Origin of the sequence: Campylobacter concisus (assembly GCF_001891085.1) — a bacterium.
GTDB classification, from domain to species: Bacteria; Campylobacterota; Campylobacteria; order Campylobacterales; family Campylobacteraceae; genus Campylobacter_A; species Campylobacter_A concisus_O.
In genome coordinates this window covers 25,694-47,563 of the sequence record NZ_JXUP01000009.1, presented here as the reverse complement: position 1 = coordinate 47,563, position 21,870 = coordinate 25,694, and the positions used below count along the sequence as shown (strand labels likewise).

The window sequence follows — 21,870 nt, the reverse complement described above, 5'->3', positions numbered from 1 at the left end:
TCGTTTTGGTTTTAATTATCATTTTATAAAATGCTAAATTTCACTTAAAATTTTACGCTTTAAATTTATTAGCTCATCGCAAAGCAAATCTCTTGGCTTAGCTAGATTTGATAGATCATAGCTTGATTTTATCCCACCTTTTTCAAGCAAAATTATCTCGTCTGCTAAATATAGGGCTTCATCGACATTATGAGTGACAAAAATGATGGTTTTGCCGGCTTGAAGCTTCAAAATTTCAGCCTGCATGCTGGCTCTCGTAAAAGCATCAAGTGCCGCAAATGGCTCATCCATAAGGATCAAATTTGCTTCATATGCAAGCACTCTAGCAAGAGAAACGCGCGAACTCATGCCGCCAGATAGCTGCGAAACAGCGGCAAATTTAAACTCGCTAAGCCCCATCATCGATATGAGCCTATCTATCTTTGCCTCGTCTATCTCATGCTTTTTAAGCGCAAATACGATATTTTCATAGACATTTAAAAAAGGCATGAGCCTAGGTTCTTGAAAGACAAAACCGATCTTTGCTCGATCTTTAAATTTTATCTCGCCTAGACTTACGCTCTCAAGTCCAGCAATAAGCCTTAAAAGAGTCGTTTTACCACAACCACTTCTGCCAAGTATAACGGTGATTTTATTCTTTTTTATGCTTAAATTTAGCTCTTTTAAAACGTCAATACGCTTGTCATTAATAAAAAAATGCTTTGATAAATTTAAAATTTCTATCATCTTTCACTTCGCAAAAGGCTAAATTTAGATATCAAAAACAAAAATATCCTATCTATGAGCACGCCGCAAATTCCTATCGTAAAAATGCCTACAAATATCCTATCCGCGCGTGAAAGCTCCTCCGCATCAAGTATGAGATAGCCTAGTCCGCTAGAAGCTGCGATCATCTCCGCTCCTACAATCGCTCGCATCGCGTAGCCAAAACCTATGCGCATACCAACAAAAATATCTTTTATGGCATTTTTTAGGATGATTTTGTAAAAAATTTCAAATTTACTAAAACAAAAAATTTTACCAACTTCAATAAGCTTCACATCGCAGCTAGTTAGCCCTTTTGAAATGCTTAAAAACATCGGGAAAAACGATGCTAGGATGATAATAATAATTTTTGGAGTTTCGTTTATACCAAACCAAAGCACCAAAATAGCAATAAGGCTAAGTGGTGGAACATTTCTAAAAAATTCTAAAATCCACTCATAATAAATGCTAGCTTTAGGAAATAGCGCCGCCACTCCACCAAAAATAAATGCCAAAACAAAAGCCAAAATATAACCAACAAATATACGCTTAAAGCTAATCATCACATGCGTTATTAGCTCGCCGCTTAAGCTCATATCAAACATCGTTTTAAGTGTCGTAATAGGACTTGGCAAGATATAGGGCGTGAAAATTTCTAGCTCGTAAACGACCTGCCAGAGGACAAAGATCGCTAGGATCAAAACGCTCTTTTTAAAAATTTCTATCACAGCCCATCTCCATTGTGACAGCCGTTTTCACAGTACAAAAGCTCGATGATCTGATAGTTTTTAAGCTCGCTAAATTTATATGAAAATGCGTTTTGTATCTTTTCTTTACTGCATAAGCTTAGTGTTTTTATGCCTAAATTTTCAAAAAATCCAGGTGGGATCGGGCTTGATTCTATTTTGCTTATTTGTAAATTTATATCGTTTAGCTCTTTAAAATTTTTCCATGTTAAAAATGTAGTTCGCTCTAATTTTAAAGAATTTCCAAGCTCAGCCAAGTCCTCACAAGGCGTTGTTATATAAAGCCACTCATTTTCTTTTAGCTTCGAACTAAGTTCAATGGCGCTTTCAATTAAAATGGGATTTAAGCTTGAAATATTGTTTGAAAATTCTTTGAAATTTGATCTTATAAAATTTACAGCTCTTGGACAGCGACTATCTAAAACCATGCCTTTAGAGCATAAATTTTTATATGAATTTTTGACATCACGAACATGATCTTTTTCGCACTCTACTATGTTAAAGTCCTTGTTTTGCAAGAGCTCTTTTAATGCAGAGAAGTCATACATATTTTTTACAACGGGATTTAGCCAAAGTAGCTTTCTCACGAGTTCTCCGTAATTTTAATAATAGAAATCAAGATTCTATCATTTAAAAATTTAAATCAAGTAAAAAGAGCCTCTTATGACTAAAATCATAAAAGATAGGCGGTACAAAAAACTAAACTTAGCCTATACTTTTATATCTAATTTCTGTTTTTGCTCCACTTTTTCCATTAGCTTTAGTATATCAACTCCGTTTTTCTCAAGTTGCATTAGCTCCTTAAGATAGGCAAATTTCTCATCTTTATTGATGTCGTAAGTAGCCAGTTTCTCGCTTCGTCCGATCACTGAAGCATAGACTTTGTTGCCATCAAGTTTGTCCGTATTTTGCACATTATAAAGCGAGAGCACGCCCTCTACCACCTCTTTAAAATCCGCCCCACTCTTCATGCCAGCTTTCATGAGCGTAAGAAATCTCTGTCTGCTCTCTTCGTCAGTGAAATTTATATTTTGTAGCGTCTGATACTCGATTGGTGGCTTATTAGTGCTCGTTAGCATGGAGATAGCCTTTTTACCTATTGTAATGCTCTCCACGCCAACTCTTTCGCCAAGATACTGCCTAAGCGCATAATCAATCCACTTATCTTTAAACTCATCTATGCTTAGGTCCTTATCAAGTATCTCAAACCCTTCCACATGGCTCTTGTGACCAAGCCCAAGAAGTGTGTTGCCATCAAGTTTTGATGTGTATTCTTTTGCAAAGAGATCAACATCTGTTGGATAATATCCTATGATCTCTTCGTGAGCTCTGCCAAAACCAAGTGCTTTGGTCTGGTTGATAAAATTTTTGAGATCATTTATCTCATCTTGGCTGACTTGTTTGTCGTAACCCATGAGCTTACCCCAGATGCTTATCTTGCCATTAGCAGCCATGCCTGAGAGTGAGAAATTGCTAACAAATGTTAGATTTTCGCTATTTTTTTGAAATTTTATCGTATTTGTTTCATTTAAATTTATTGGCTCACCTCTAGTATCGGTATGACTTTTTTGCTCATCAACCAAACTGCTAGATAAATCATTTAAAGAATTTTTGTCTATATTGGATTTAGTATTTTTAGTATCAAGCTCTTGCGCTCTACTACTTTGTGAGCCAACATAAAAATTTGTCCCAACTCCATTTACACTACCTATCATCTCAAATCCTTTGAAATTTATAAGATATTTGAAACAAATATCGTCTTAATAAAATAAAATTTTAGCATAGAGTTCAAAGGTAAAAATTTAAATATATGATTTTAGATTAAAGAATTTACAACTTTTAACTATAAAATTTATAGTTTTGGTTAATAATTTTGGTAGATAATTAAAGAAATTTATAGTTTGAGAAAGCTTTTGAAAAGAAGGATTTTATTTTAAAAGTGAGAAATTTTATATAAAAAATAAAAAAGAGAGCCGAAGCTCTCTAATAATTATTCAGCTACTAGCTCTATATAAGCCATCTCTGCCGCGTCGCCTCTGCGAACACGAGTCTTGATGATTCTTGTATAGCCACCATTGCGCTCTTTAAATTTTGGAGCTACTTCAGTAACTAATTTATTTGTTGTTTCTTTATCTTGTAAAGAATCAAATACTGCTCTGTGAGCATTAGAGTCGCCTTTTCTAGCTCTTGTAATTAGCTTTTCAACATAGCTTCTAAGCTCTTTTGCTTTTGGTAAAGTCGTCTCTATCTTTTCGCTTTTGATGATAGCTATCGCCAAATTTTTAAGCAATGCAGATCTATGAGATGACGTTCTACCAAGTTTGCGATATCCGTGTTTATGTCTCATCTATTGTCCTTTTATTCTTTTACACTCATTTGTGCTTTAAGCTCGGTTATTTTCTTTCTTAGTTGCTCTTTGCCATCTTTTAACACATCGGCACCAACTGGATAGCCTATCTCTTCCATAACCGCTTTAATCTCTTCAAGAGATTTTTTACCTAAATTTTTAAGCTCTTTAAGCTCATTTTCGTCCATTAATGCAAGCTCGCCGATAAATCTAATATCAGCTTTGTCAAGGCAGTTAAAACTTCTAGCACTTAAATTTAGATCTTCTACGCTAGAAAGTAACTTTGAAAACTCGCCACCTGCAGTTGAGCTAGCAACTGGAGTACTAACATCAATATCTAAAATTCCTTTAAATACTGACATTTGTTGATACATAGCTTCTAAACAATTTTTAAAAGCCTCTATCGGACTAACTTGACCATCAGTTGTTATAGTAAATACAATCTTTTCATAGTCTGGATCATCCTCAACCAAGACATTTTGTATATCGTAAACTGCTTTTTTAACAGGTGTAAAAAAAGCGTCAAGTGCGATATAGTCGTCTTCGATCTCTTCTCTAATCTCTTCACTAGGAACATATCCGATACCTTTTTGAATGATAACTGAAAAATTTAACTCAGCATCTTCATTTATTGTAGCAAGGTATGCGTCTGGGTTAACGATCTCAACTAGATCATTATTTAGATCAGCCCCAGTTATCTCTTTTGGTCCTTTAAAGCTATACTCTATAACTTCGCGCTCGCTAATGCTTTTTAATTTAAATCTGATTTTTTTCAAATTTATAATAAAAAAAGCTACGTCTTCTAGCATACCACGCATACTGTCAAATTCGTGGCTAACGCCTTTTATCTTTACACCAATAGGAGCAAAACCTACTGTACTTGTGTAAAGAAGACGACGCAATGGGTGAGCCAAGGTAACAGCATAGCCCGCCTCAAAAGGATATGCTGTAATGTTAGCAACATTTTCACTAACACTTTTAACTTCAATTTCAGTTGGCATATAAGCTGATGTAGTAATCTTTCTCATCTTTATACCCTCTATTATTTTGAATAAAGCTCTACTATAAATCTTTCCTCAACAGGAATGATAACCTCTTCTCTTTCTGGATTTCTAGTGAAAATTCCAAATTTTTTCTCTTTTTCAACATCTACCCAAGCAACAATACCAGTTTGTGCTGTAAGATCTATTGCACGAACAATTTGTGGATTGTTTTTAGATTTTTCAACAATCTCTACTTTTGCACCTGGCTCAACTCTATAAGATGGTATATCTACTCTTTTGCCATTTACTAAAATATGTCCATGAGTTACTAGCTGACGAGCAAAACGACGAGTTGTTGCAAAGCCCATTCTATAAACAACATTATCTAATCTTTGCTCTAATAGTTGAACCAAAAGAGCACCGGTATTACCTTCGCGGTGTGCTGCTTCTTGAAATAATCTTCTAAATTGTTTCTCAGAAACACCATACATAAATTTAGCTTTTTGCTTCTCGCGAAGTTGTAAGCCATATTCGCTTATTTTTGCTCTTCTTTGTCCATGTTGTCCTGGTGCATAAGGTCTTTTTTCAAAAGCACTTTTACCAGCAAGTCTTCTTTCGCCTTTTAACGCAAGAGACACACCAAGACGTCTTTCTAATTTTTCAACAGGTCCTGTATATCTAGCCATAATAATTTCTCCTATTTTTCTCTAATTATACGCGGCGGCGTTTTGGCGGTCTACAACCATTGTGTGGTAAAGGTGTAATGTCTTTAAAGAAAGATACCTTAATTCCTTCAACAGTTCCTACACTTTTAACAGCCGTTTCACGTCCGCTACCTGGACCTTGAACCTTAATACCAACTTCTTTTATACCATGCTCTTTTGCTTTATTTAGAGCATCTTCAACTGCCTGCTGAGCTGCATAAGGAGTTGATTTTTTACTACCTTTAAAGCCTAAGCCACCTGCACTACTCCATGCAATAGCATTTCCCATTTCATCAGTTACAGTTACCATAGTGTTGTTAAATGTTGCACTGATATAAACGATACCTTTGGCTATGCTTTTTCTAACTACTTTTTTCTTAACAATTTTTCTTTTCGCCATTTATTATCCTTTAACCCTTGCCTTACTTAGTAGCTGCACCGACAGTTTTACGTCTGCCTTTTCTGGTTCTAGCATTAGTTTTAGTCTTTTGACCACGAACAGGAAGACCTTTTCTGTGGCGAAGACCTCTATAACTTCCAAGATCCATAAGAGCTTTGATATCCATAGCAACTTGTTTTCTCAAATCACCCTCAACGATATGATGCTCTTGAATTTCTTTACGGATAGCTGCTGCTTCATCTTCACTAAGCTCATAGACTCTCTTGTCATAAGAAATTCCAGCTGCGTCAAGAATTTGACGAGATTTGTAAAGACCTATACCATATATATAAGTCAAACCATACTCTATTCTCTTTTTGTTTGGTAAATCTACACCTGCAATACGTGCCATGCCTTATCCTTGTCTTTGTTTATGTTTTGGATTTTCGCAGATAACACGAATTATGCCACTACGTTTGACAATTTTACATTTGTCACACATCTTCTTTACAGAAGGACGAACTTTCATTTTAGTCTCCTAAAAATTTATTCCACTTTTTTAGGGGCTGCATCAGGTCTAAAGAAAGAATTTAAACCAACTATTTTCAAAATAAGTGGGGAACTTTGAAAATAATTCTTCATACAGCTTTTCGCAAAACTTGGATTTTATCCAAAACCAGCTTTAAATTTACTTAGCATATTTGCCACAAAGTCAAATTTACTTATATCTATAAGTGATCCTGCCCTTGTCTAGGCTATATGGCGTAAGTTCTACTTTTACACGGTCGCCAGGCATTATCTTTATATAATGCATTCTCATTTTTCCAGCGATATGACATAAAATTATATGTTTGTTGTCAAGCTCAACTTTAAAAGTTGCATTTGGCAGTGCTTCAACAACATTTCCATCAATCTCAATGACATCGTCTTTTGCCACAAACTCTCCTTTCTTTAAATTTTTGCCATAAATTTTACGCTTGGCTTAAAATTTCGGCTTTGCCATTAACTATCGCCATACAATGCTCATAATGGCTGGTTCTTAAACCATCTTTTGAGGTTACTTTCCAGTTATCGCTTCCTAAAACTGGCGTGCCGTCTTTTTGGCAGATCATTGGCTCTATACAAAATACCATTCCCTCTTTTATCTTTGGTCCAGCTTTTGGGTTATGCCCCTCAAGATAGTTTGGAATTTCTGGCTCTTCGTGTGGCCTTTTTCCTATACCGTGACCGCAATATCCACGTAAAGGCACATAACCTCTACCAAGAATAAATTTCTCAAGCTCATAGCAAATTTCTTTAAAATGCATACCAGCTCTTATATAGTCAATCGCAAAATATAGTGCATCTTTTGAGCAAGCGATCAAAGCCTCGTCTTCTTTTGAAATTTTACCAACTCCAAATGTCCTAGCCGAATCACCAAAATAACCATCTAAATTTGAGCCGATATCAACGCTAACGATATCACCCTCTTTTAGTTTGTATTCATTTGGGATTCCGTGGATCACCACTTCATTGACGCTTATGCAAGCTGCATTTGGAAAGCCATAAAGACCTTTAAAAGCAGGTTTTGCCCCAGCAGCCCTTATCATATCTTCACAAATTTTATCTATCTCAAGAAGGGAAATTCCAGGCTTTATAATCGTAGAAATGTGATCAAGAGTTCGAGCGACGATCTTGTTCGCCGCTCTCATTTTCTCTATCTCAGCTGGTCTTTTTAGCGTGATAGCCATTTTATAGACCTACTGCACTTAGAGTTTGGTATTTGTTTGTATAAGACTGAGCTTCTATACGCCTCATAGTATCCAGAGCGACAGATACCACGATAAGTACTGACGTGCCACCAAAATAAAATGGTACACCCATAGTTTTTACAAGTACCCATGGTAAGGTTGAGATGATGCCTAGATATAAAGCACCGCCCAAAGTTAGCCTGCCAGCTACTTCATTTAGATAACTAGCTGTACTCTCGCCTGGTCTAACACCTGGGATAAATCCGCCTTGTTTCTTTAAATTTTCGCTTATATCTTTTGTGTTAAACACGATTGATGCGTAGAAAAACGCAAAGAAGATGATAAATAAAAATGTTAAAAAGTTAAACATATAGCCATTTGGACTTAAAAAGTCGTTGATAGCTTGGATAATCGGATTTGTACTAGCCTGTAAAATCGTACTTGGAAACATCAAAATCGCACTAGCAAATATCGGTGGAATAACACCGCTCAAATTTACTTTGATCGGTATATAGTTCATTATACGTTTGTTTTGATTTTCCATTATAACTTTTCTTGAGTAAGAAATAGGGATACGCCTTTCACCCATCTCAACAAATATAATAGCCCCAATGGTAGCTAAGATAATCGCCAAAATAGCGATAACTGTTAGAAAATTCATCTCAGAAGTATTTACTAAATTTATAGTTCCGCCGATTGCACTAGGTATGCCAGAGACGATACCAGCAAAGATGATAAGGCTTATACCATTGCCTATACCACGTTGCGTTATTTGCTCGCCTATCCACATAAGTAGCATAGTTCCAGTTAGCATAGATACGGCAGAGATCGCGATAAATAAATTTATATCTATCATGATAGCTTGTTCGCCACCACGTCCGCTTAAGCTTTGAAGTCCGATAGAAACACCGATTGATTGTACAAGAGTGATAACGATGGTTGCATAACGTATGATTTGCATGTACTTTTGCATACCGTCACGCTCTTTTTTCATCTGACCTAATTTTGGAAATGTTGCTGCTAAAAGCTCCATAATGATCGAAGCTGTAATGTAAGGCATGATACCTAGAGAGATAATGCTTAAACGCTCAGCAGCTTTACCGCTAAACATATTAAATAAGCCCAAGGCATTACTATTATTTGAATTGAAGAATTCTTTAATTACGTCGACATTAACACCAGGAACTGGCACATAAGCCAGTATCCTGTATGCGAACAAAAATGCCAACGTGATTAAAATCTTGTTGGTCAGTGTTTTATCCATTATTTTGTTCCGCTAACGCTAACGTTCTCGTCTTTGATCTTAGAAGCAAGAGCTTTTGCACTTGCACCGATTAGTTTTATCTTAGTAACGCTCTTTGAAATTTTATGAACGCTAGCTATTGTTGCTATTGAAATTTCAGCAAGCTCTTTTATAGCTGCAATTTTCTCGACATTAATAACATAAGGTTTTTCAAATTTAGAAGTAAAGCCTACTTTTGGAAGACGTCTTTGAAGTGGTTGTTGTCCGCCCTCAAAACCTCTTTTCTCATTGTAGCCTTTTCTTGCTCTTTGACCTTTGTTACCTTTGCCAGCAGTTTTGCCATTGCCGCTACCTTGACCACGACCTATTCTTTTGGTTGCATGAGTTGAACCTGCGGCAGGTGTTAATTTTTCTAATGCCATCTTAACTCCTTTCTCTTAGCTTTTTAGCAAACTAAGTGCTTTTATAGTAGCACGAACGACGTTTGCTGAGTTGTTTGAGCCAAGTGATTTAGTAAGGATATCCTTAATACCTGCAAGCTCGATAATAGGACGTGCACTACCACCAGCGATAACACCAGTACCCTCGCTAGCTGGGCGAAGTAGCATTCTACTTGCGTTGTATTTTACCTCTACATCGTGAGGGATAGTTGTGCCTTTGATCTTAACATGGATAATATTTTTAAATGCGTCGTCAATTGCTTTTCTCATCGCATCTGGTACCTCTTTAGCTTTGCCATAACCAAAGCCAACTAGACCATTTCTATTACCAACAACAACTAAAGCTGTAAATCTAAATCTACGACCACCTTTAACAACCTTTGTAACCCGACCGATATCGACGATTACTTCTTCAAATTCTTCTCTATTATATTTTTCCATCGATTTTCCTTTGGGTTATAGCTTGATGCCATTTTCTCTTAAAGCTTCAGCAAATGCTGCAATAACACCATGATACAAATAACCATTTCTATCAAAAACTGCAACATCTATCTTCTTAGATTTTAAAGCCTTAGCAAATTCTTTAGCTAAAGTGACCGCACCTTCTTTATTTGCTTTTATGCCTATTTTTCTACCATCAACTGCAGCTAGTGTAGTAGCTGTAACGTCGTCAATCGCTTGAACATAAAGAGTTCTGTTTGATTTAAAAATAGAAACTCTTGGGCAAGTTGCAATACCAGAAATTTTACCTCTGATTCTTCTTTTTCTCTTAATTCTAAGAGCGATTTTTCTTTTTAGTACTTTTGCTGTCATTTACCGCTCCTTACTTCTTAGATGTCTTGCCCGCTTTGCGGATTATGCGTTCTTCTAGATATTTAACGCCTTTGCCTTTATATGGCTCAGGTGGTCTAAATCCTCTAACTTGAGCAGCCACTTGTCCTACTACTTGTTTGTCATCGCCTTTGATAGTAATAACGTTTTTCTCAACGCTAGCTTCAACGCCTGCTGGTAGCTCATAGTTGATAAGGTGTGAAAAACCAAGAGAAAGCTCTAAAATTTTACCTTTTGCAGCTGCTTTATAACCAACGCCGTTGATCTCAAGCTGGCGAGTAAATCCCGCAGTGATACCAGTTACGATATTATTAGCAAGTGCTCTATATGTTCCCCAGTAAGCTCTACTTTGGCGATCTTCACCTTTTGGAGCAAAAACTATATGGCCATTTTCTACCTTGACATCAACATGACCTTTTGTGTCAAGCTCTTTTATATGATTGCCCTTTTTAAATTTTAGGACATTATTTTCAACGCTAACGTCTACACCACTTGGGATAGCGATAGGCTGTTTTCCAATACGTGACATTTTTTTCCTTTACTTGTCTAGGGTGTTCCTACATTTACGAATAAACACCACAATGCCGTAAATTTTATCGTCAAATTTGACGAAACCTTCATTTGAATTTCTAAATTTAGCTTTGGCAAAATCTAAAATTTTACCAAGCTAAAAATTTAACCTTAAAATCATAAGGTTAAATAGCGTTTAATGCAGTTTATTACCAAACCGTACAAAGAACTTCGCCGCCAACGCCAGCCTTACTTGCTTCAATACCGCTCATAACGCCTTTACTTGTGCTAACGATAACTGTTCCGTAACCATTTTTAAAACGCTTAATGTCGTCTTTGCCTTGATAAACACGACGACCAGGTTTTGAAACCCTTTTAAGCTCGTTTATAACGCTTCTGCCGTACTCATCATACTTTAAAACTACGTTTATAAATTTCTTGTTACCTTCTTCGATAACGTTGTAGCTCTCTACATAGCCTTTTGCTGCAAGGATAGAAAGAGTAGCCTCAACAACCTTAGAATGAAGCAATTTCGCAGTTTCAAGCTTTCTCATACTTGCATTTCTAATGCGTGTTAATCCATCTGATATTAAATCGTTTAACATTTCTCTTCCTTACCAACTTGCTTTTTTAAGACCAGGTATTAGGCCTTCGTTAGCCATTTTTCTTAGGCAAACACGGCAAATTCCAAAATCTTTATAAACAGAGTGCGGACGACCGCAAATTTGGCATCTAGTATAGCCACGAACCGCAAATTTTGGCTTGCGTGCAGCTTTTGCTATCATTGATTTCTTTGCCATTTTACTTTCCTTTTGCAAACGGCACACCAAATAGCTCTAGCAATTTGAATGCCTCTTTATCATTTTTAGCCGTAGTAGCAATCGTAATATTCATACCATGAGTTCGTAAAATTTTATCATACTCAACCTCTGGAAACATTAGCTGCTCGCTAAGACCGAAGTTATAGTTTCCACGTCCGTCAAAACCATTTTTTGGAAGACCACGGAAGTCTTTAACTCTTGGAAGAGCAACGCTGATTAGCTTATCCAAGAAAGCATACATTTGCTCTTTTCTCAAAGTTACTTTGATACCAACAGGAAAACCCTCGCGAACTTTAAAGCCAGCAACTGATTTTTTAGCATCAGTGATAACTGCTTTTTGTCCAGCGATAAGTGAAATGGTATCAGCCATATTTTGAAGCACTTTCTGATCCTTAGCAGAGTCTCCAGCGCCTACACTGATCACGATTTTCTCGAGCGCAGGGATAAGCATTGGATTTTTGATGTCAAATTCTTTTACGAGAGCTGGCTTGATAGTTTCGTTAAATTTATCTTTTAATCTACTCATATCTCTTATCCTTCAACTTTCGCGACATTTGATATGTCAATTGGCATCTCTTTATTTACGTGACCACCATTTGGAGTTTTTTCGCTTGGTTTGATAGCTTTTTTAGCTATTTTGCATCCCTCAACTATAACCTGACCTTTTTTTGCAAGAACTGCTAAAATTTTACCAGTTTTGCCTTTATCGTCACCAGCGATGATCTTAACAGTATCGCCCTTTTTGACTTTAAATTTTACATTAGCCATTATAAAACCTCCGGAGCTAGCGAAACAATCTTCATAAAGTTAGCATATCTAACTTCACGTCCAACTGGTCCAAAAATACGAGTGCCGACTGGCTCTTTTTTGCTATCAAGTATAACAGCTGCATTCTCGTCAAAGCGGATTAGCGAACCATTATCTCTTTGAACCTCTTTTTTAGTTCTTACAACAACAGCTTTTACAACCTGCCCTTTTTTGATCTTACCATTTGGAAGAGCTTTTTTAACAGAGCAAACTATAATATCGCCAAGTGTAGCGTATCGTCTTTTGCTGCCACCAAGAACTTTTATACACATTAACTCTTTTGCACCACTATTATCAGCAACTGCAAGTCTTGTAAAACTTTGAATCATTACTCAACTCCCTTTGCTAATACAGCTTTTAAGCGAAAATTCTTGCGAGCTGAAAGTGGTCTGCACTCGATCGCAACAACTGTATCGCCTGCTCTTGTCTCATTTTTCTCATCGTGAACTAAATACTTTTTAAAGCGTTTTACAAATTTATGGTATCTTGGGTGCATAACGCGTCTTTCTACCAAAATAGTAGCTGTCTTATCTCCAGCTTTTTGTAAAACAACACCTTGAATTTCTCTTTTTAATGCCATTTTACGCCCCTTGTCTTGTTGCACTAATTGCAGTGTTGATCTGAGCTATCTCTTTGCGAACAGCACTAATCTCATTAGGGTTGCTTAACTGCATAGTTTTTAGCTTTTGTCTTAAAGTAAATAAAAGCACCTTTTTCTCTTTTAGCAACGCGTTTAATTCTGCAACGCTCTTATCTTTTAACTCAGTATATTTCATTTTCACTCTCTCGCGTTACAAATTTTGATTTGAAAGGAAGTTTGTGTAAAGCCAAAGTTAGAGCTTCACGAGCCAACTCTTCGCTAACACCAGCCATTTCAAATATTATACGACCAGGTTTGATATTCATAACCCACTCTTCAACTCCAGCCTTACCTTTACCCATACGAGTTTGTAGAGGTTTTTTAGTAAGTGGCTTATCAGGGAAAACCCTAATCCAAATTTTAGCCTGTCTTTTTACGTGACGAGTTAGAGCTTGACGAGCAGCTTCTATTTGGCGAGAATTTATTCTACCAGCCTCAACAGCTTTAAGTGCAAATTCGCCAGTTGCTAAAGATGCTCCACGAGTCGCATAACCACGGTTGCGACCTTTCATTTGCTTACGAAATTTCGTTCTTTTAGGCATCAACATAATTATTTACCTCTTCTTGCTCTACGTGTTTTCTTAGGTGCTTCTTCTTCGGTTTTCTCAGGTTGAACACCTTTTTGAAGAACCTCACCTTTAAAAATCCATACTTTAATACCTATGTTTCCATAAGTCGTATGAGCCTCAGCTACACCGTAATCAATCTTTGCTCTAAGAGTATGAAGCGGAACGCGACCTTCTAGATACCACTCGGTTCTTGCCATCTCAGCGCCACCTAAACGACCAGCAACTGAAATTTTGATACCTTTAGCGCCTGATTTTTGAGCACCTTGGATAACTTTTTTCATAGCACGTCTAAATGCGACACGCTTTTCAAGTTGCATAGCTACGTTTTCAGCAGCAAGTTGAGCTGAAGCTTGAGCTTTTCTTTCTTCTTTGATATTTACATTTACTTCTTTGCCGATAAGTTTGCTAACTTCGTTCTTTAGGTTTTCAACATCTTGACCTTTTTTGCCGATGATGATACCAGGACGAGCTGCAACTACGGTTACACGAAGTTTTTTAGCCGTTCTTTCGATTAGAATTTGGCTAATTCCTGCATAGTAAAGTTTTTTCTTTAAAAATGCACGAATTTTATAATCTTCACCGATGTTTTCAGGAAGACTTTGTTTGGTTGGAAACCATCTAGATTCCCAGTTGCGGTTAATTCCTAGTCTAAGACCTATTGGATTTACTTTTTGTCCCATATTATGCTTCCTTCTTTTCAGGTTTAGATACTTCTACCATTACATGAGAAGTAGGTTTGCGAATTTTGCTCGCTGTTCCTCTTGCTCTTGGTCTAAATCTCTTTAATACAGGACCAGCGTCAACGCGGCAACTAGTTACTACAACCTCTTCTGGCTCAAATCCGCCATTTGCTACTGCTGAGCTAATAGCGTTTGCTATAAATTTAGCACCACGATTTGGCATAAATTGCAAGCTTGCAAGTGCTAGCTCGGCATTCATGCCTTGAACTTCTCTTGCTATAAGTCTTGCTTTTGTAGGAGAAAGTCTTACGAATTTTATAATTGCTTTACTCATATTATCTTCCCTTACTTGCCGATTTTCTTTTGCACTGAGCCTTTATGACCCTTAAATGTGCGTGTTGGAGCAAATTCGCCAAGTTTATAGCCTATATGATTTTCTGTAACATATACAGGAATAAAGCTCTTGCCATTGTGAACGTTAAATGTTAGTCCAATCATTTCAGGTACAATCGTGCTACGTCTTGACCAAGTTTTGATTGGTTTGTTATCGTTTGCATTTTTTGCGGCAATAACTTTTTTCATTACATGATCATCTACGAAAGGACCTTTTTTGAGTGATCTTGCCATCTCTATTTTCCTTTCCTTCTTGAAATTATAAGCTTATCGCTAGCTTTTTTACGGCGAGTCTTAGCACCTTTAGTTGGTTTACCCCATGGAGTAACTGGGTGACGGCCTGAATTTTTCTTACCTTCACCACCGCCGTGTGGGTGATCAACTGGGTTCATAGCAGAACCACGTGTTTGTGGGCGGATACCGCGGTAGCGATTACGTCCAGCTTTACCTATAGTGATGTTAGCCCAGTCTTCGTTGCCTACTACACCGATACTTGCCATACACTCAGCTAGTACTTGTCTCATCTCGCCACTTGGCATTCTTAAGATAACATACTTCTCTTCTTTACCCATTAGCTGAGCATAACCGCCAGCTGAACGAGCTATCTGAGCGCCTTTGCCGGGTTTTAACTCTACGTTATGAACGATAGTACCAACTGGGATAAATCTTAATTTCATAGCGTTGCCTGGTTTAATATCTAGTGAGCCCTCATCGATAGATGCGATAACGTCGCCAACATTTAGGCCATTTGGTCTAATGATATAGCGTTTTTCGCCATCTTTGTAAGCTATAAGAGCGATACGGCAGTTTCTGTTTGGATCGTACTCGATCGCTTCAACTTTACCTTCTATACCAAATTTGCGACGTTTAAAGTCGATGATACGATAAAGTTTTTTTGCACCTGCTTCTTTATGTCTTGAAGTTATACGACCATTGTTGTTTCTACCGCCAGTTGCAGGTAGTTTAACAAGCAAGCTTCTAACGCTTGGTTTAGCTGTTATATCTTCAGAGCTTAGTCCAGTCATATATCTACGACTAGGTGTATATGGTTTATATGATTTTATAGCCATCTTACGCCTCCGTATTTTCTAGGCTTACGCCTTCAGGTAACTTAACGTAGAATTTCTTTATCTCGTCACGTTGGCCTGCTCTTCCTCTAAAACGCTTAACCTTGCCGCTAATTCTAAGTGAATTTACGCGAACAGGCGTTACTCCAAAATACTCTTGTAAAACCGCTTTTAAGCTGTTTTTTGTAACTCTTGGTGAAGTTTGGATAACAACAACGCCTTGTTCTTGAAGGCCTAGAGTTTTTTCTGTATAAATAATTGTTTTGATATCAGTTATATCCGCCATTTTAGCCCTCTTTTGTTATAGTTTTTAGTGCAGCTTTTTCAATAATAACCGAACTAAATGTAGAGACAAGATAAGCATTTACCTCATTTGCATCTACTACATAGCAGTTTGCTAAATTTCTAAAAGCAAGTAGTGTTTTATCGTCTAGTAAATCTTTAACGATAAGCGCGTCTTTTACTTTTAAATTTTTGATGATATTAGCTGCATCTTTTGTCTTTCCAGACTCGATTGAGATGCTATCTACTGCGAAAATTTTACCATCTTGTGCTTTTACTGCCAAAGCGTACTCAAGAGCTAGTCTTTTTTGTTTTTTATTGACTTTTTGAAAATAGTTTTTCTCGTTTGTTGGACCAAATGCAACTGCACCGCCTACCCAAACGTTAGTTCTAGTTGAACCCGCTCTTGCACCACCACGTCCTTTTTGTCTCCATGGTTTTTTACCACCACCGCTTACAAAAGCACGGCTTTTAGTATGAGCCGAATTTGCTCTTATACCAGCAAGGTAAGATTTTACATAAAGATATAGGTTGTGCGGATTTACTTCAGCGTAGCTTGCAGGAAGCTCTAACTCGCCTGAATTTTCAAATTTATCGTTTAATACGTGAATTTTACTCATTTTACAATCCTTATTTTACCCATTGCACCATTGTGACCAGGAACGCAACCTTTTACAACTACGATGCCATTTTGAGCGTCAAAGCTTATTAGCTCGTTTTTAACAGTAACTTTCTCATTGCCCATGTGTCCTGCCATTTTCATACCTGGTTGAACACGACCTGGCCATTCGCAGTTACCAATTGAACCGTGGCGTCTGTGGAAACGTGAGCCGTGGCTTTTTGGACCACCACCGAAACCATGTCTTTTTACGACACCTTGGTAGCCTCTGCCTTTTGAGTTAAAGCTAACTTTTAAAATTTTAGCCTCATTTAATGGTGTAAAGTCTAGGTTTCCAACTTCGCTATTAGCTACTTCAAGCGTAGCAAATTTGTTAAATTCTGCAGTCAGATTGTATTTCTTTTGCTGACCAGCGATAGCTTTGTTGTTTGCTTTAGTGTGGGCATACGCTACGATAGCACGTTTGTTTTCGTCGATCTCACATACTTTAGCCTCAACTAGCTTAAGTAGTGTAACTGGCGTACTCTTCGTGGCAATCGTTCTACTCATGCCTATTTTTTCTACAATATATTCCATACTCTTATCCTTTTGTCCGCTTATTTCATCGCACGAACTTCGACATTAACTTCTGGAGCTAGGTCGAGTTTTGTTAGGCTATCTACAGTTTCTGGAGTAGCAGCTACGATGTCAAGCATACGAGCGTGTATTCTCATCTCAAACTGCTCACGTGAGTCTTTGTTGATGTGTGGAGATTTTAAGACTGTATAGCGTTTGATTTTTGTAGGCATTGGTACCGGGCCACGAACGTCGGCACCTGTTCGTTTGACAGCTTCTACGATTGCTGCAACAGTGCGGTCTAGAACTCTATGGTCGTAAGCTTTTAGCTTTAACCTGATTCTTTCCATGTGTTTTCCTTTAAAAAGAACTTGTCGCAAACTCGCGACCTCTTTACATCAAAATAACTCGCATAGGATCAAGCGATCGTACGAGCAAAGACGCTTGTCTTTTCGTAAAGAGAACGCGATTTTACAAAAAAGCTATTATAGTTGTCAAGAAAAACGTTATTTTTTGATGAATTTTTATTAATTATTTCCTTTTAATAAGGAAGATATAAAATTTAAAAAGATAAAATTCCAAGAAATTAAAATTTTAAAGAGAAAAGATGCCGATCTTTAATACAAAATTCTTATTAACTCAAGATCAAGACGAAGAAAAGCTTAAAAGGCGTTATGTAAATTTGCAAATGTATCAGGCAAAAGCTAGCGACATTAAGAGTTTCAAAGAAGAGAAATTTCAAACGCAGTTTCTAAAAGATATCTTTGAAAACTGCCTTGGCTACACTTTGGACACTACTAATCCTACAACTTTTAACCTTGAGCGCGAGAAAAAGAACGAAACTGACGGCAAAAAAGCAGATGGGGCGATACTGATAAATGGCGAAGTTAGATGCGTGATCGAGCTAAAAGATCAGACCACACAGCATCTTGATAAAACTCCGTCCAACCGCGAGCTTAGCCCGGTAGATCAAGCCTTTCGCTATTTTATCTCGCATGAAAATGCCAAATATGTCGTTGTTTCAAATTTTAATGAACTGCGTTTTTACATCGGCAATAAAACAACATTTGAAAAATTTGACCTTTTTACAGCAAGCTTTGACGAGTTTAAAAGACTTCATTTGCTGCTTAGCTTTGAGAGCATTAGCACGGATCTGCCGCTAAAGCTAAAAGAGAAATTTGCCACTCACGAGCGCGAAATTTCAAATAAATTTTATAAAGACTTTAGCGCATTTAGACTCACTCTTTTAAAAAATATTTGCAAAAACAATACTAGCATTGATAAAAATAGGCTTTTAAGCCTAACTCAAAAACTATGTGATAGATTTGTCTTTATACTATTTGCTGAAGACCGCGGACTACTAAGACTTCGCACGATAGCCGAGATAAAAGATAAATTTCAAAACCAAGTTACTGAGCTTAGTTTTTATGACTTTTACAAAATTTACTTTAAAGCCATTGATGAAGGCAGTGAACGTCTTGATATCAAACGCTACAATGGCGGACTTTTTGCCACAGATACTGAGCTTGATGCACTAAAGATAGACGATAGCGTGCTTGAAGCGCAGTTTTTAAGTGACTATGACTTTTTAAGCGACATCGGTGTAAATATCCTAGGACATATCTTTGAAAGCTCACTAAACGACCTTGAAGAGCTAAATGCGCAAATAAATGGTAATGAATTTGATGCCAAACAGAGCAAACGCAAAAAAGATGGCATATTTTATACACCAGAGTTTATAACAGAATTTATAATTGAAAATTCGCTTGGTGCGCTTTGTAAAGCCAAAAAAGATGAGCTAGGGCTTGATCTAAATGAGCTATTAGCACCAAAAAATCCCAAAAAATTAACCAAAGCAGAAAGTGAGATCAAAGACAAAATTTATGCTTACCGCAAGTGGCTCTTATCCCTTAAGATACTTGATCCAGCTTGTGGCTCTGGTGCGTTTTTAAACCAAGCTTTAGAATTTCTAATTAGCGAGCATGGCACATTAGACACTTACCGCAAAGTATATGAGGGCGAGGGCTTGGGACTTTACGATATAGAAAGCACCATTTTAGAAAATAATCTTTACGGCGTAGATATAAATGCCGATGCAGTCGAGATCGCTAGGCTATCTCTTTGGCTCCGCACAGCTGCAAAGGGGCGAGTTTTGACAGATCTTAGTAAAAATTTAGTAGCAGCAAACTCGCTTTTAGAATTTCCTTTTGACTTTAAATTTGATGTCGTTATAGGCAATCCTCCCTATGTCAGACAAGAGGCGATAAAAGAGCAAAAGCCTGCCTTACAAGAATATAAAGTTTATAGTGGCACAGCTGATTTGTTTGTCTATTTTTATGAGCTTGGCATTACACATCTAAAAGAAAATGGGCTTTTAGGTTTTATATGTTCAAATAAATTTTTCCGTGCCAGCTATGGTGAAAATTTACGCAGATTTATATTAGAAAATACGCAAATAACACACATTATTGATTTTGCTGGGGTTAAAGTTTTTGAAGATGCGAGCGTAGATAGTGCGATTACTATTTTTAGAAAAATAAGAGCTGGTGAAAATTCAAAATTTAATTTCCTAGCTTCAAGCACCATAAATTTAAAAACACAAAAATTTATCCAAATACCACAATCCACGCTAAACAAAACAAATTTCACTTTTCTTGATAAGAGCAAATTTGAGCTAAAAAGCAAGATCGAAAAAGTCGCAAAGCCATTAAAAGATTGGGGTGTGAATATCAATTATGGTGTCAAAAGTGGGCTAAACGAAGCTTTCATTATTGATAGCAAAACTCGTGACAAAATTTTAAGCACTTGCATTGGAGAAGAAAGAGAACGGACGCAAAAGCTCATTAGACCGATCTTACGAGGTCGAGATATAAAGCGTTATGACTATGAGTGGGCTGGGCTGTGGCTCATTTGCACATTTCCAGCGTTAAAGATAGATATTGAAATTTTTCCAAGCCTTAAGGGATATTTACAAAATTTCTTGCCTTATATAGCACAAAGTGGCGAAACCATAAATGGTAAAAAATGCCGCAAAAAAACATCAAATAAATGGTTTGAGACGCAAGATAACATCGCTTATTATGAGGAATTCGAAAAAGAGAAAATTTTATGTGCCAGAATGGTGCAAAGCCCAAAATTTGCTTACGATATAAATAATAATATTCCAGACAATACTGTATATTGCATAACTGGCGAAAATTTAAAATTTTTATTAGCCTTTTTAAATTCAACAGCTGTTTATAAAATTTTTAACTTTTTCTATGCTGGAGGCGGACTTGAAGGCGAAATAAAAATAAATCGATTAGAAATTTTACCTATCCCACAAATCACGCCACAAAATGAAAATTTAGCAAACGAGATAATAAATTTGGTCGATGAAATTTTAAAAGCCAATGAAAAAATCAAGCTTTACGAGAAGCACATACCTACTTTAAGCCTTGATGAAAAGCTAGAAGCCAAAGAAAATATCGACGCGCTAAACGACAAAATCAAAGCAAGTGACGAAAAAATAGACAAACTTGTTTTTGAGCTTTATGAACTAACAAGCGATGAGATCGCGCTTATAACAGGGGGGGGGAAATTGACGGTATAACAAAAATTTACATATACATCTTACAAAGGGGAAAAAATGAACCAATTAGAGCTTTATTACAATCAGCCGCTTAAATCAAGTAAATTTATCCCCAGAAAATACGAAATCATCTCGCCAAAGACGCTTATAATAGGCGCCATTTCAAGTGGCAAAACAGCCCTTGTTTATGAGTTTTTGAGCCGTTATAAAAGCGAGGAGAGACTTTATGTAAATTTAGACGATCTAAGGATAGACAGAGCCTTACTTTTAGCAAATCTAAAAGAATTTTTAGAAAAAAATACCCAGATAAAGGTGCTCGCAGTTGAAAATTTACAAGCCACTGATCTTATAAATTTAAGCTTTTTAAAGGGCGCAACACTTGAAAATATCATCCTTACAAGCAAGGAATTTTCACTCACGATTGACGGCTTTGCTCGCATAAATTTAAACTATCTCGATTACGAGGAATTTATACTATTTTTTAAGAAAAATTTGGATCAAGACCTGCTTTTTAGCTATTTTTTGGCTCACGGCAACGAGATAGCAAGTGCTTTTTTGGACTCGAGTGAGGTCACAGCGCACTTGCAGCAGCTCTTAAAAGCAAATTTAAGCGAGCAAAGCATTGCGATTTTAAAAGAATGTGCTCCAAAATGCCACGATGTGCTTAGTACTTTTGGTATCTACAAAAACCTAAAAGAACAGATGAAAATCTCAAAAGATAGTGTCTATAACGCGGTAGCCAGCCTTAATGAAAATGGCTTTATAGAATTAGTACCAAATTTAGATGAGAGCAGCACGAGCAAAAAGCTCTACTTTACAAATTTTGCACTTCGTAACGCTTTGTATCTAAAAAAGGATTTTTTAGCTGTCTTTGCAAATGTAGTTTTTTGCGAATTGCTTAAATTTAAAGATGAAATTTACTACACAAAAGAGATTGATTTCTTCCTTAATAAAAGGAAGATTGCAATCATCTGTGTGCCGTTTTCTGCGCCAGAGATCATCTTTTTGAAATTTAAAAAACTCCATGCAAGCTTAAAAGAGCTAGGTGTAAGTAAGCTTCAGATAATCAGCGTCGCAAACCAAGCTGAGCTTAGCCTTGAGGGCATAAAATGTGAAATTTTGCCATTTTCTAGGTGGAGTCTAGGTTTATAAATTTAAACCTTTATTTGATTATTGTTTTAAAAGCTTAAAGTAAAGAAGCTATAATCA

General features: G+C 36.8%; 35 protein-coding genes. 2 read left to right on the top strand and 33 right to left on the bottom strand.

The annotated features are described in order from the left end of the window. Nucleotides 1-33 precede the first annotated feature (33 nt). The 33 genes from TH67_RS08760 to rpsJ form a co-directional block, all read right to left on the bottom strand. Complete coding sequence (locus TH67_RS08760) at nucleotides 34-726, bottom strand: ABC transporter ATP-binding protein (protein WP_072595233.1); 693 nt, start codon at nucleotides 724-726, stop codon at nucleotides 34-36. Continuing rightward, nucleotides 723-1,472 (bottom strand): ABC transporter permease, encoded by a 750-nt coding sequence (locus tag TH67_RS08755; RefSeq protein WP_072595232.1) that lies wholly within the window; start codon nucleotides 1,470-1,472, stop codon nucleotides 723-725. Before TH67_RS08755 ends, TH67_RS08760 begins: the two co-directional genes overlap by 4 nt. Further along, a complete protein-coding gene (locus TH67_RS08750; protein ID WP_072595231.1) occupies nucleotides 1,469-2,077 on the bottom strand; it encodes a hypothetical protein in 609 nt (202 codons plus the stop codon). The genes TH67_RS08755 and TH67_RS08750 overlap by 4 nt, the downstream gene beginning before the upstream one ends. A gap of 123 nt (nucleotides 2,078-2,200) precedes the next feature. Beyond that, nucleotides 2,201-3,205, bottom strand: coding sequence for a hypothetical protein (locus TH67_RS08745; RefSeq protein WP_072595230.1), 1,005 nt, complete (start codon nucleotides 3,203-3,205; stop codon nucleotides 2,201-2,203). 275 nt (nucleotides 3,206-3,480) lie between these two features. Further along, complete coding sequence (gene rplQ, locus TH67_RS08740; RefSeq protein WP_072595229.1) at nucleotides 3,481-3,837, bottom strand: 50S ribosomal protein L17; 357 nt, start codon at nucleotides 3,835-3,837, stop codon at nucleotides 3,481-3,483. 11 nt (nucleotides 3,838-3,848) lie between these two features. Then, entirely contained in the window at nucleotides 3,849-4,865 is a 1,017-nt protein-coding gene (locus TH67_RS08735; RefSeq protein ID WP_072595228.1) for a DNA-directed RNA polymerase subunit alpha, read from the bottom strand. 14 nt (nucleotides 4,866-4,879) lie between these two features. After that, nucleotides 4,880-5,506, bottom strand: a complete 627-nt coding sequence (rpsD, locus tag TH67_RS08730; protein WP_072595227.1) for a 30S ribosomal protein S4 — start codon at nucleotides 5,504-5,506, stop codon at nucleotides 4,880-4,882. Nucleotides 5,507-5,531: 25 nt separating this feature from the next. Further along, a complete protein-coding gene (gene rpsK / locus TH67_RS08725; protein ID WP_021091081.1) occupies nucleotides 5,532-5,924 on the bottom strand; it encodes a 30S ribosomal protein S11 in 393 nt (130 codons plus the stop codon). 22 nt (nucleotides 5,925-5,946) lie between these two features. Then, nucleotides 5,947-6,315 carry a 30S ribosomal protein S13 gene (gene rpsM / locus TH67_RS08720; protein WP_002941610.1) on the bottom strand — a complete coding sequence of 123 codons (369 nt, stop codon included), beginning with the start codon at nucleotides 6,313-6,315 and terminating at the stop codon, nucleotides 5,947-5,949. A gap of 3 nt (nucleotides 6,316-6,318) precedes the next feature. After that, nucleotides 6,319-6,432: a 50S ribosomal protein L36 gene (gene rpmJ / locus TH67_RS08715; RefSeq protein WP_002941545.1), complete on the bottom strand. Its 114-nt coding sequence runs from the start codon at nucleotides 6,430-6,432 to the stop codon at nucleotides 6,319-6,321. A 189-nt stretch (nucleotides 6,433-6,621) separates the two neighbouring features. Beyond that, entirely contained in the window at nucleotides 6,622-6,840 is a 219-nt protein-coding gene (gene infA / locus TH67_RS08710) for a translation initiation factor IF-1 (RefSeq protein ID WP_002848031.1), read from the bottom strand. 34 nt (nucleotides 6,841-6,874) lie between these two features. Next, the gene (map, locus tag TH67_RS08705; RefSeq protein ID WP_072595226.1) at nucleotides 6,875-7,633 is read right to left on the bottom strand and encodes a type I methionyl aminopeptidase; all 759 of its coding nucleotides are present in this window, start codon (nucleotides 7,631-7,633) and stop codon (nucleotides 6,875-6,877) included. Nucleotide 7,634: 1 nt separating this feature from the next. Continuing rightward, nucleotides 7,635-8,897: a preprotein translocase subunit SecY gene (gene secY / locus TH67_RS08700; protein WP_072595225.1), complete on the bottom strand. Its 1,263-nt coding sequence runs from the start codon at nucleotides 8,895-8,897 to the stop codon at nucleotides 7,635-7,637. Then, a complete protein-coding gene (gene rplO, locus TH67_RS08695; RefSeq protein WP_021089212.1) occupies nucleotides 8,897-9,298 on the bottom strand; it encodes a 50S ribosomal protein L15 in 402 nt (133 codons plus the stop codon). Before rplO ends, secY begins: the two co-directional genes overlap by 1 nt. 15 nt (nucleotides 9,299-9,313) lie before the next feature. Beyond that, complete coding sequence (rpsE, locus tag TH67_RS08690; RefSeq protein ID WP_002941646.1) at nucleotides 9,314-9,757, bottom strand: 30S ribosomal protein S5; 444 nt, start codon at nucleotides 9,755-9,757, stop codon at nucleotides 9,314-9,316. 15 nt (nucleotides 9,758-9,772) lie between these two features. Continuing rightward, nucleotides 9,773-10,129, bottom strand: a complete 357-nt coding sequence (rplR, locus tag TH67_RS08685; RefSeq protein WP_072595224.1) for a 50S ribosomal protein L18 — start codon at nucleotides 10,127-10,129, stop codon at nucleotides 9,773-9,775. A gap of 10 nt (nucleotides 10,130-10,139) precedes the next feature. After that, nucleotides 10,140-10,676: a 50S ribosomal protein L6 gene (rplF, locus tag TH67_RS08680; protein WP_054197279.1), complete on the bottom strand. Its 537-nt coding sequence runs from the start codon at nucleotides 10,674-10,676 to the stop codon at nucleotides 10,140-10,142. A gap of 190 nt (nucleotides 10,677-10,866) precedes the next feature. Further along, entirely contained in the window at nucleotides 10,867-11,262 is a 396-nt protein-coding gene (gene rpsH / locus TH67_RS08675) for a 30S ribosomal protein S8 (RefSeq protein ID WP_021091129.1), read from the bottom strand. A 9-nt stretch (nucleotides 11,263-11,271) separates the two neighbouring features. After that, nucleotides 11,272-11,457 carry a type Z 30S ribosomal protein S14 gene (locus TH67_RS08670; protein ID WP_002941532.1) on the bottom strand — a complete coding sequence of 62 codons (186 nt, stop codon included), beginning with the start codon at nucleotides 11,455-11,457 and terminating at the stop codon, nucleotides 11,272-11,274. Between the two features lies 1 nt (nucleotide 11,458). Further along, nucleotides 11,459-12,004: a 50S ribosomal protein L5 gene (gene rplE / locus TH67_RS08665; protein ID WP_002941643.1), complete on the bottom strand. Its 546-nt coding sequence runs from the start codon at nucleotides 12,002-12,004 to the stop codon at nucleotides 11,459-11,461. A 5-nt stretch (nucleotides 12,005-12,009) separates the two neighbouring features. Continuing rightward, nucleotides 12,010-12,246 (bottom strand): 50S ribosomal protein L24, encoded by a 237-nt coding sequence (gene rplX, locus TH67_RS08660; RefSeq protein ID WP_002941666.1) that lies wholly within the window; start codon nucleotides 12,244-12,246, stop codon nucleotides 12,010-12,012. Then, on the bottom strand, nucleotides 12,246-12,614 hold the full coding sequence (rplN, locus tag TH67_RS08655; RefSeq protein WP_021091075.1) for a 50S ribosomal protein L14: 369 nt from the start codon (nucleotides 12,612-12,614) through the stop codon (nucleotides 12,246-12,248). The genes rplX and rplN overlap by 1 nt, the downstream gene beginning before the upstream one ends. Beyond that, the gene (rpsQ, locus tag TH67_RS08650) at nucleotides 12,614-12,865 is read right to left on the bottom strand and encodes a 30S ribosomal protein S17 (protein ID WP_021091107.1); all 252 of its coding nucleotides are present in this window, start codon (nucleotides 12,863-12,865) and stop codon (nucleotides 12,614-12,616) included. The genes rplN and rpsQ overlap by 1 nt, the downstream gene beginning before the upstream one ends. A 1-nt stretch (nucleotide 12,866) precedes the next feature. Continuing rightward, on the bottom strand, nucleotides 12,867-13,061 hold the full coding sequence (gene rpmC / locus TH67_RS08645; RefSeq protein ID WP_002941625.1) for a 50S ribosomal protein L29: 195 nt from the start codon (nucleotides 13,059-13,061) through the stop codon (nucleotides 12,867-12,869). Continuing rightward, on the bottom strand, nucleotides 13,048-13,473 hold the full coding sequence (gene rplP / locus TH67_RS08640; protein WP_021091116.1) for a 50S ribosomal protein L16: 426 nt from the start codon (nucleotides 13,471-13,473) through the stop codon (nucleotides 13,048-13,050). Before rplP ends, rpmC begins: the two co-directional genes overlap by 14 nt. Nucleotides 13,474-13,475: 2 nt before the next feature. Beyond that, nucleotides 13,476-14,174 (bottom strand): 30S ribosomal protein S3, encoded by a 699-nt coding sequence (gene rpsC / locus TH67_RS08635; protein WP_002941650.1) that lies wholly within the window; start codon nucleotides 14,172-14,174, stop codon nucleotides 13,476-13,478. Between the two features lies 1 nt (nucleotide 14,175). Next, nucleotides 14,176-14,508, bottom strand: a complete 333-nt coding sequence (gene rplV / locus TH67_RS08630; protein WP_009295259.1) for a 50S ribosomal protein L22 — start codon at nucleotides 14,506-14,508, stop codon at nucleotides 14,176-14,178. An 11-nt stretch (nucleotides 14,509-14,519) separates the two neighbouring features. Then, nucleotides 14,520-14,801, bottom strand: a complete 282-nt coding sequence (gene rpsS / locus TH67_RS08625; protein ID WP_002941639.1) for a 30S ribosomal protein S19 — start codon at nucleotides 14,799-14,801, stop codon at nucleotides 14,520-14,522. Nucleotides 14,802-14,803: 2 nt separating this feature from the next. Beyond that, entirely contained in the window at nucleotides 14,804-15,637 is an 834-nt protein-coding gene (rplB, locus tag TH67_RS08620; protein WP_002941522.1) for a 50S ribosomal protein L2, read from the bottom strand. 1 nt (nucleotide 15,638) lies between these two features. Next, nucleotides 15,639-15,920 carry a 50S ribosomal protein L23 gene (locus TH67_RS08615; protein ID WP_002941535.1) on the bottom strand — a complete coding sequence of 94 codons (282 nt, stop codon included), beginning with the start codon at nucleotides 15,918-15,920 and terminating at the stop codon, nucleotides 15,639-15,641. Nucleotide 15,921: 1 nt separating this feature from the next. Then, entirely contained in the window at nucleotides 15,922-16,536 is a 615-nt protein-coding gene (gene rplD, locus TH67_RS08610) for a 50S ribosomal protein L4 (RefSeq protein ID WP_012140561.1), read from the bottom strand. Then, complete coding sequence (rplC, locus tag TH67_RS08605; protein WP_002941563.1) at nucleotides 16,533-17,111, bottom strand: 50S ribosomal protein L3; 579 nt, start codon at nucleotides 17,109-17,111, stop codon at nucleotides 16,533-16,535. Before rplC ends, rplD begins: the two co-directional genes overlap by 4 nt. 20 nt (nucleotides 17,112-17,131) lie before the next feature. Continuing rightward, a complete protein-coding gene (gene rpsJ / locus TH67_RS08600; RefSeq protein WP_009295257.1) occupies nucleotides 17,132-17,440 on the bottom strand; it encodes a 30S ribosomal protein S10 in 309 nt (102 codons plus the stop codon). Between the two features lie 257 nt (nucleotides 17,441-17,697). Here rpsJ and TH67_RS08595 point away from each other — a divergent pair, with 257 nt between their 5' ends. Both TH67_RS08595 and TH67_RS08590 read left to right on the top strand, forming a co-directional pair. After that, nucleotides 17,698-20,682: an Eco57I restriction-modification methylase domain-containing protein gene (locus TH67_RS08595; RefSeq protein ID WP_072595223.1), complete on the top strand. Its 2,985-nt coding sequence runs from the start codon at nucleotides 17,698-17,700 to the stop codon at nucleotides 20,680-20,682. A gap of 36 nt (nucleotides 20,683-20,718) precedes the next feature. After that, nucleotides 20,719-21,813, top strand: a complete 1,095-nt coding sequence (locus tag TH67_RS08590) for an ATP-binding protein (RefSeq protein ID WP_072595222.1) — start codon at nucleotides 20,719-20,721, stop codon at nucleotides 21,811-21,813. Nucleotides 21,814-21,870 lie beyond the last annotated feature (57 nt).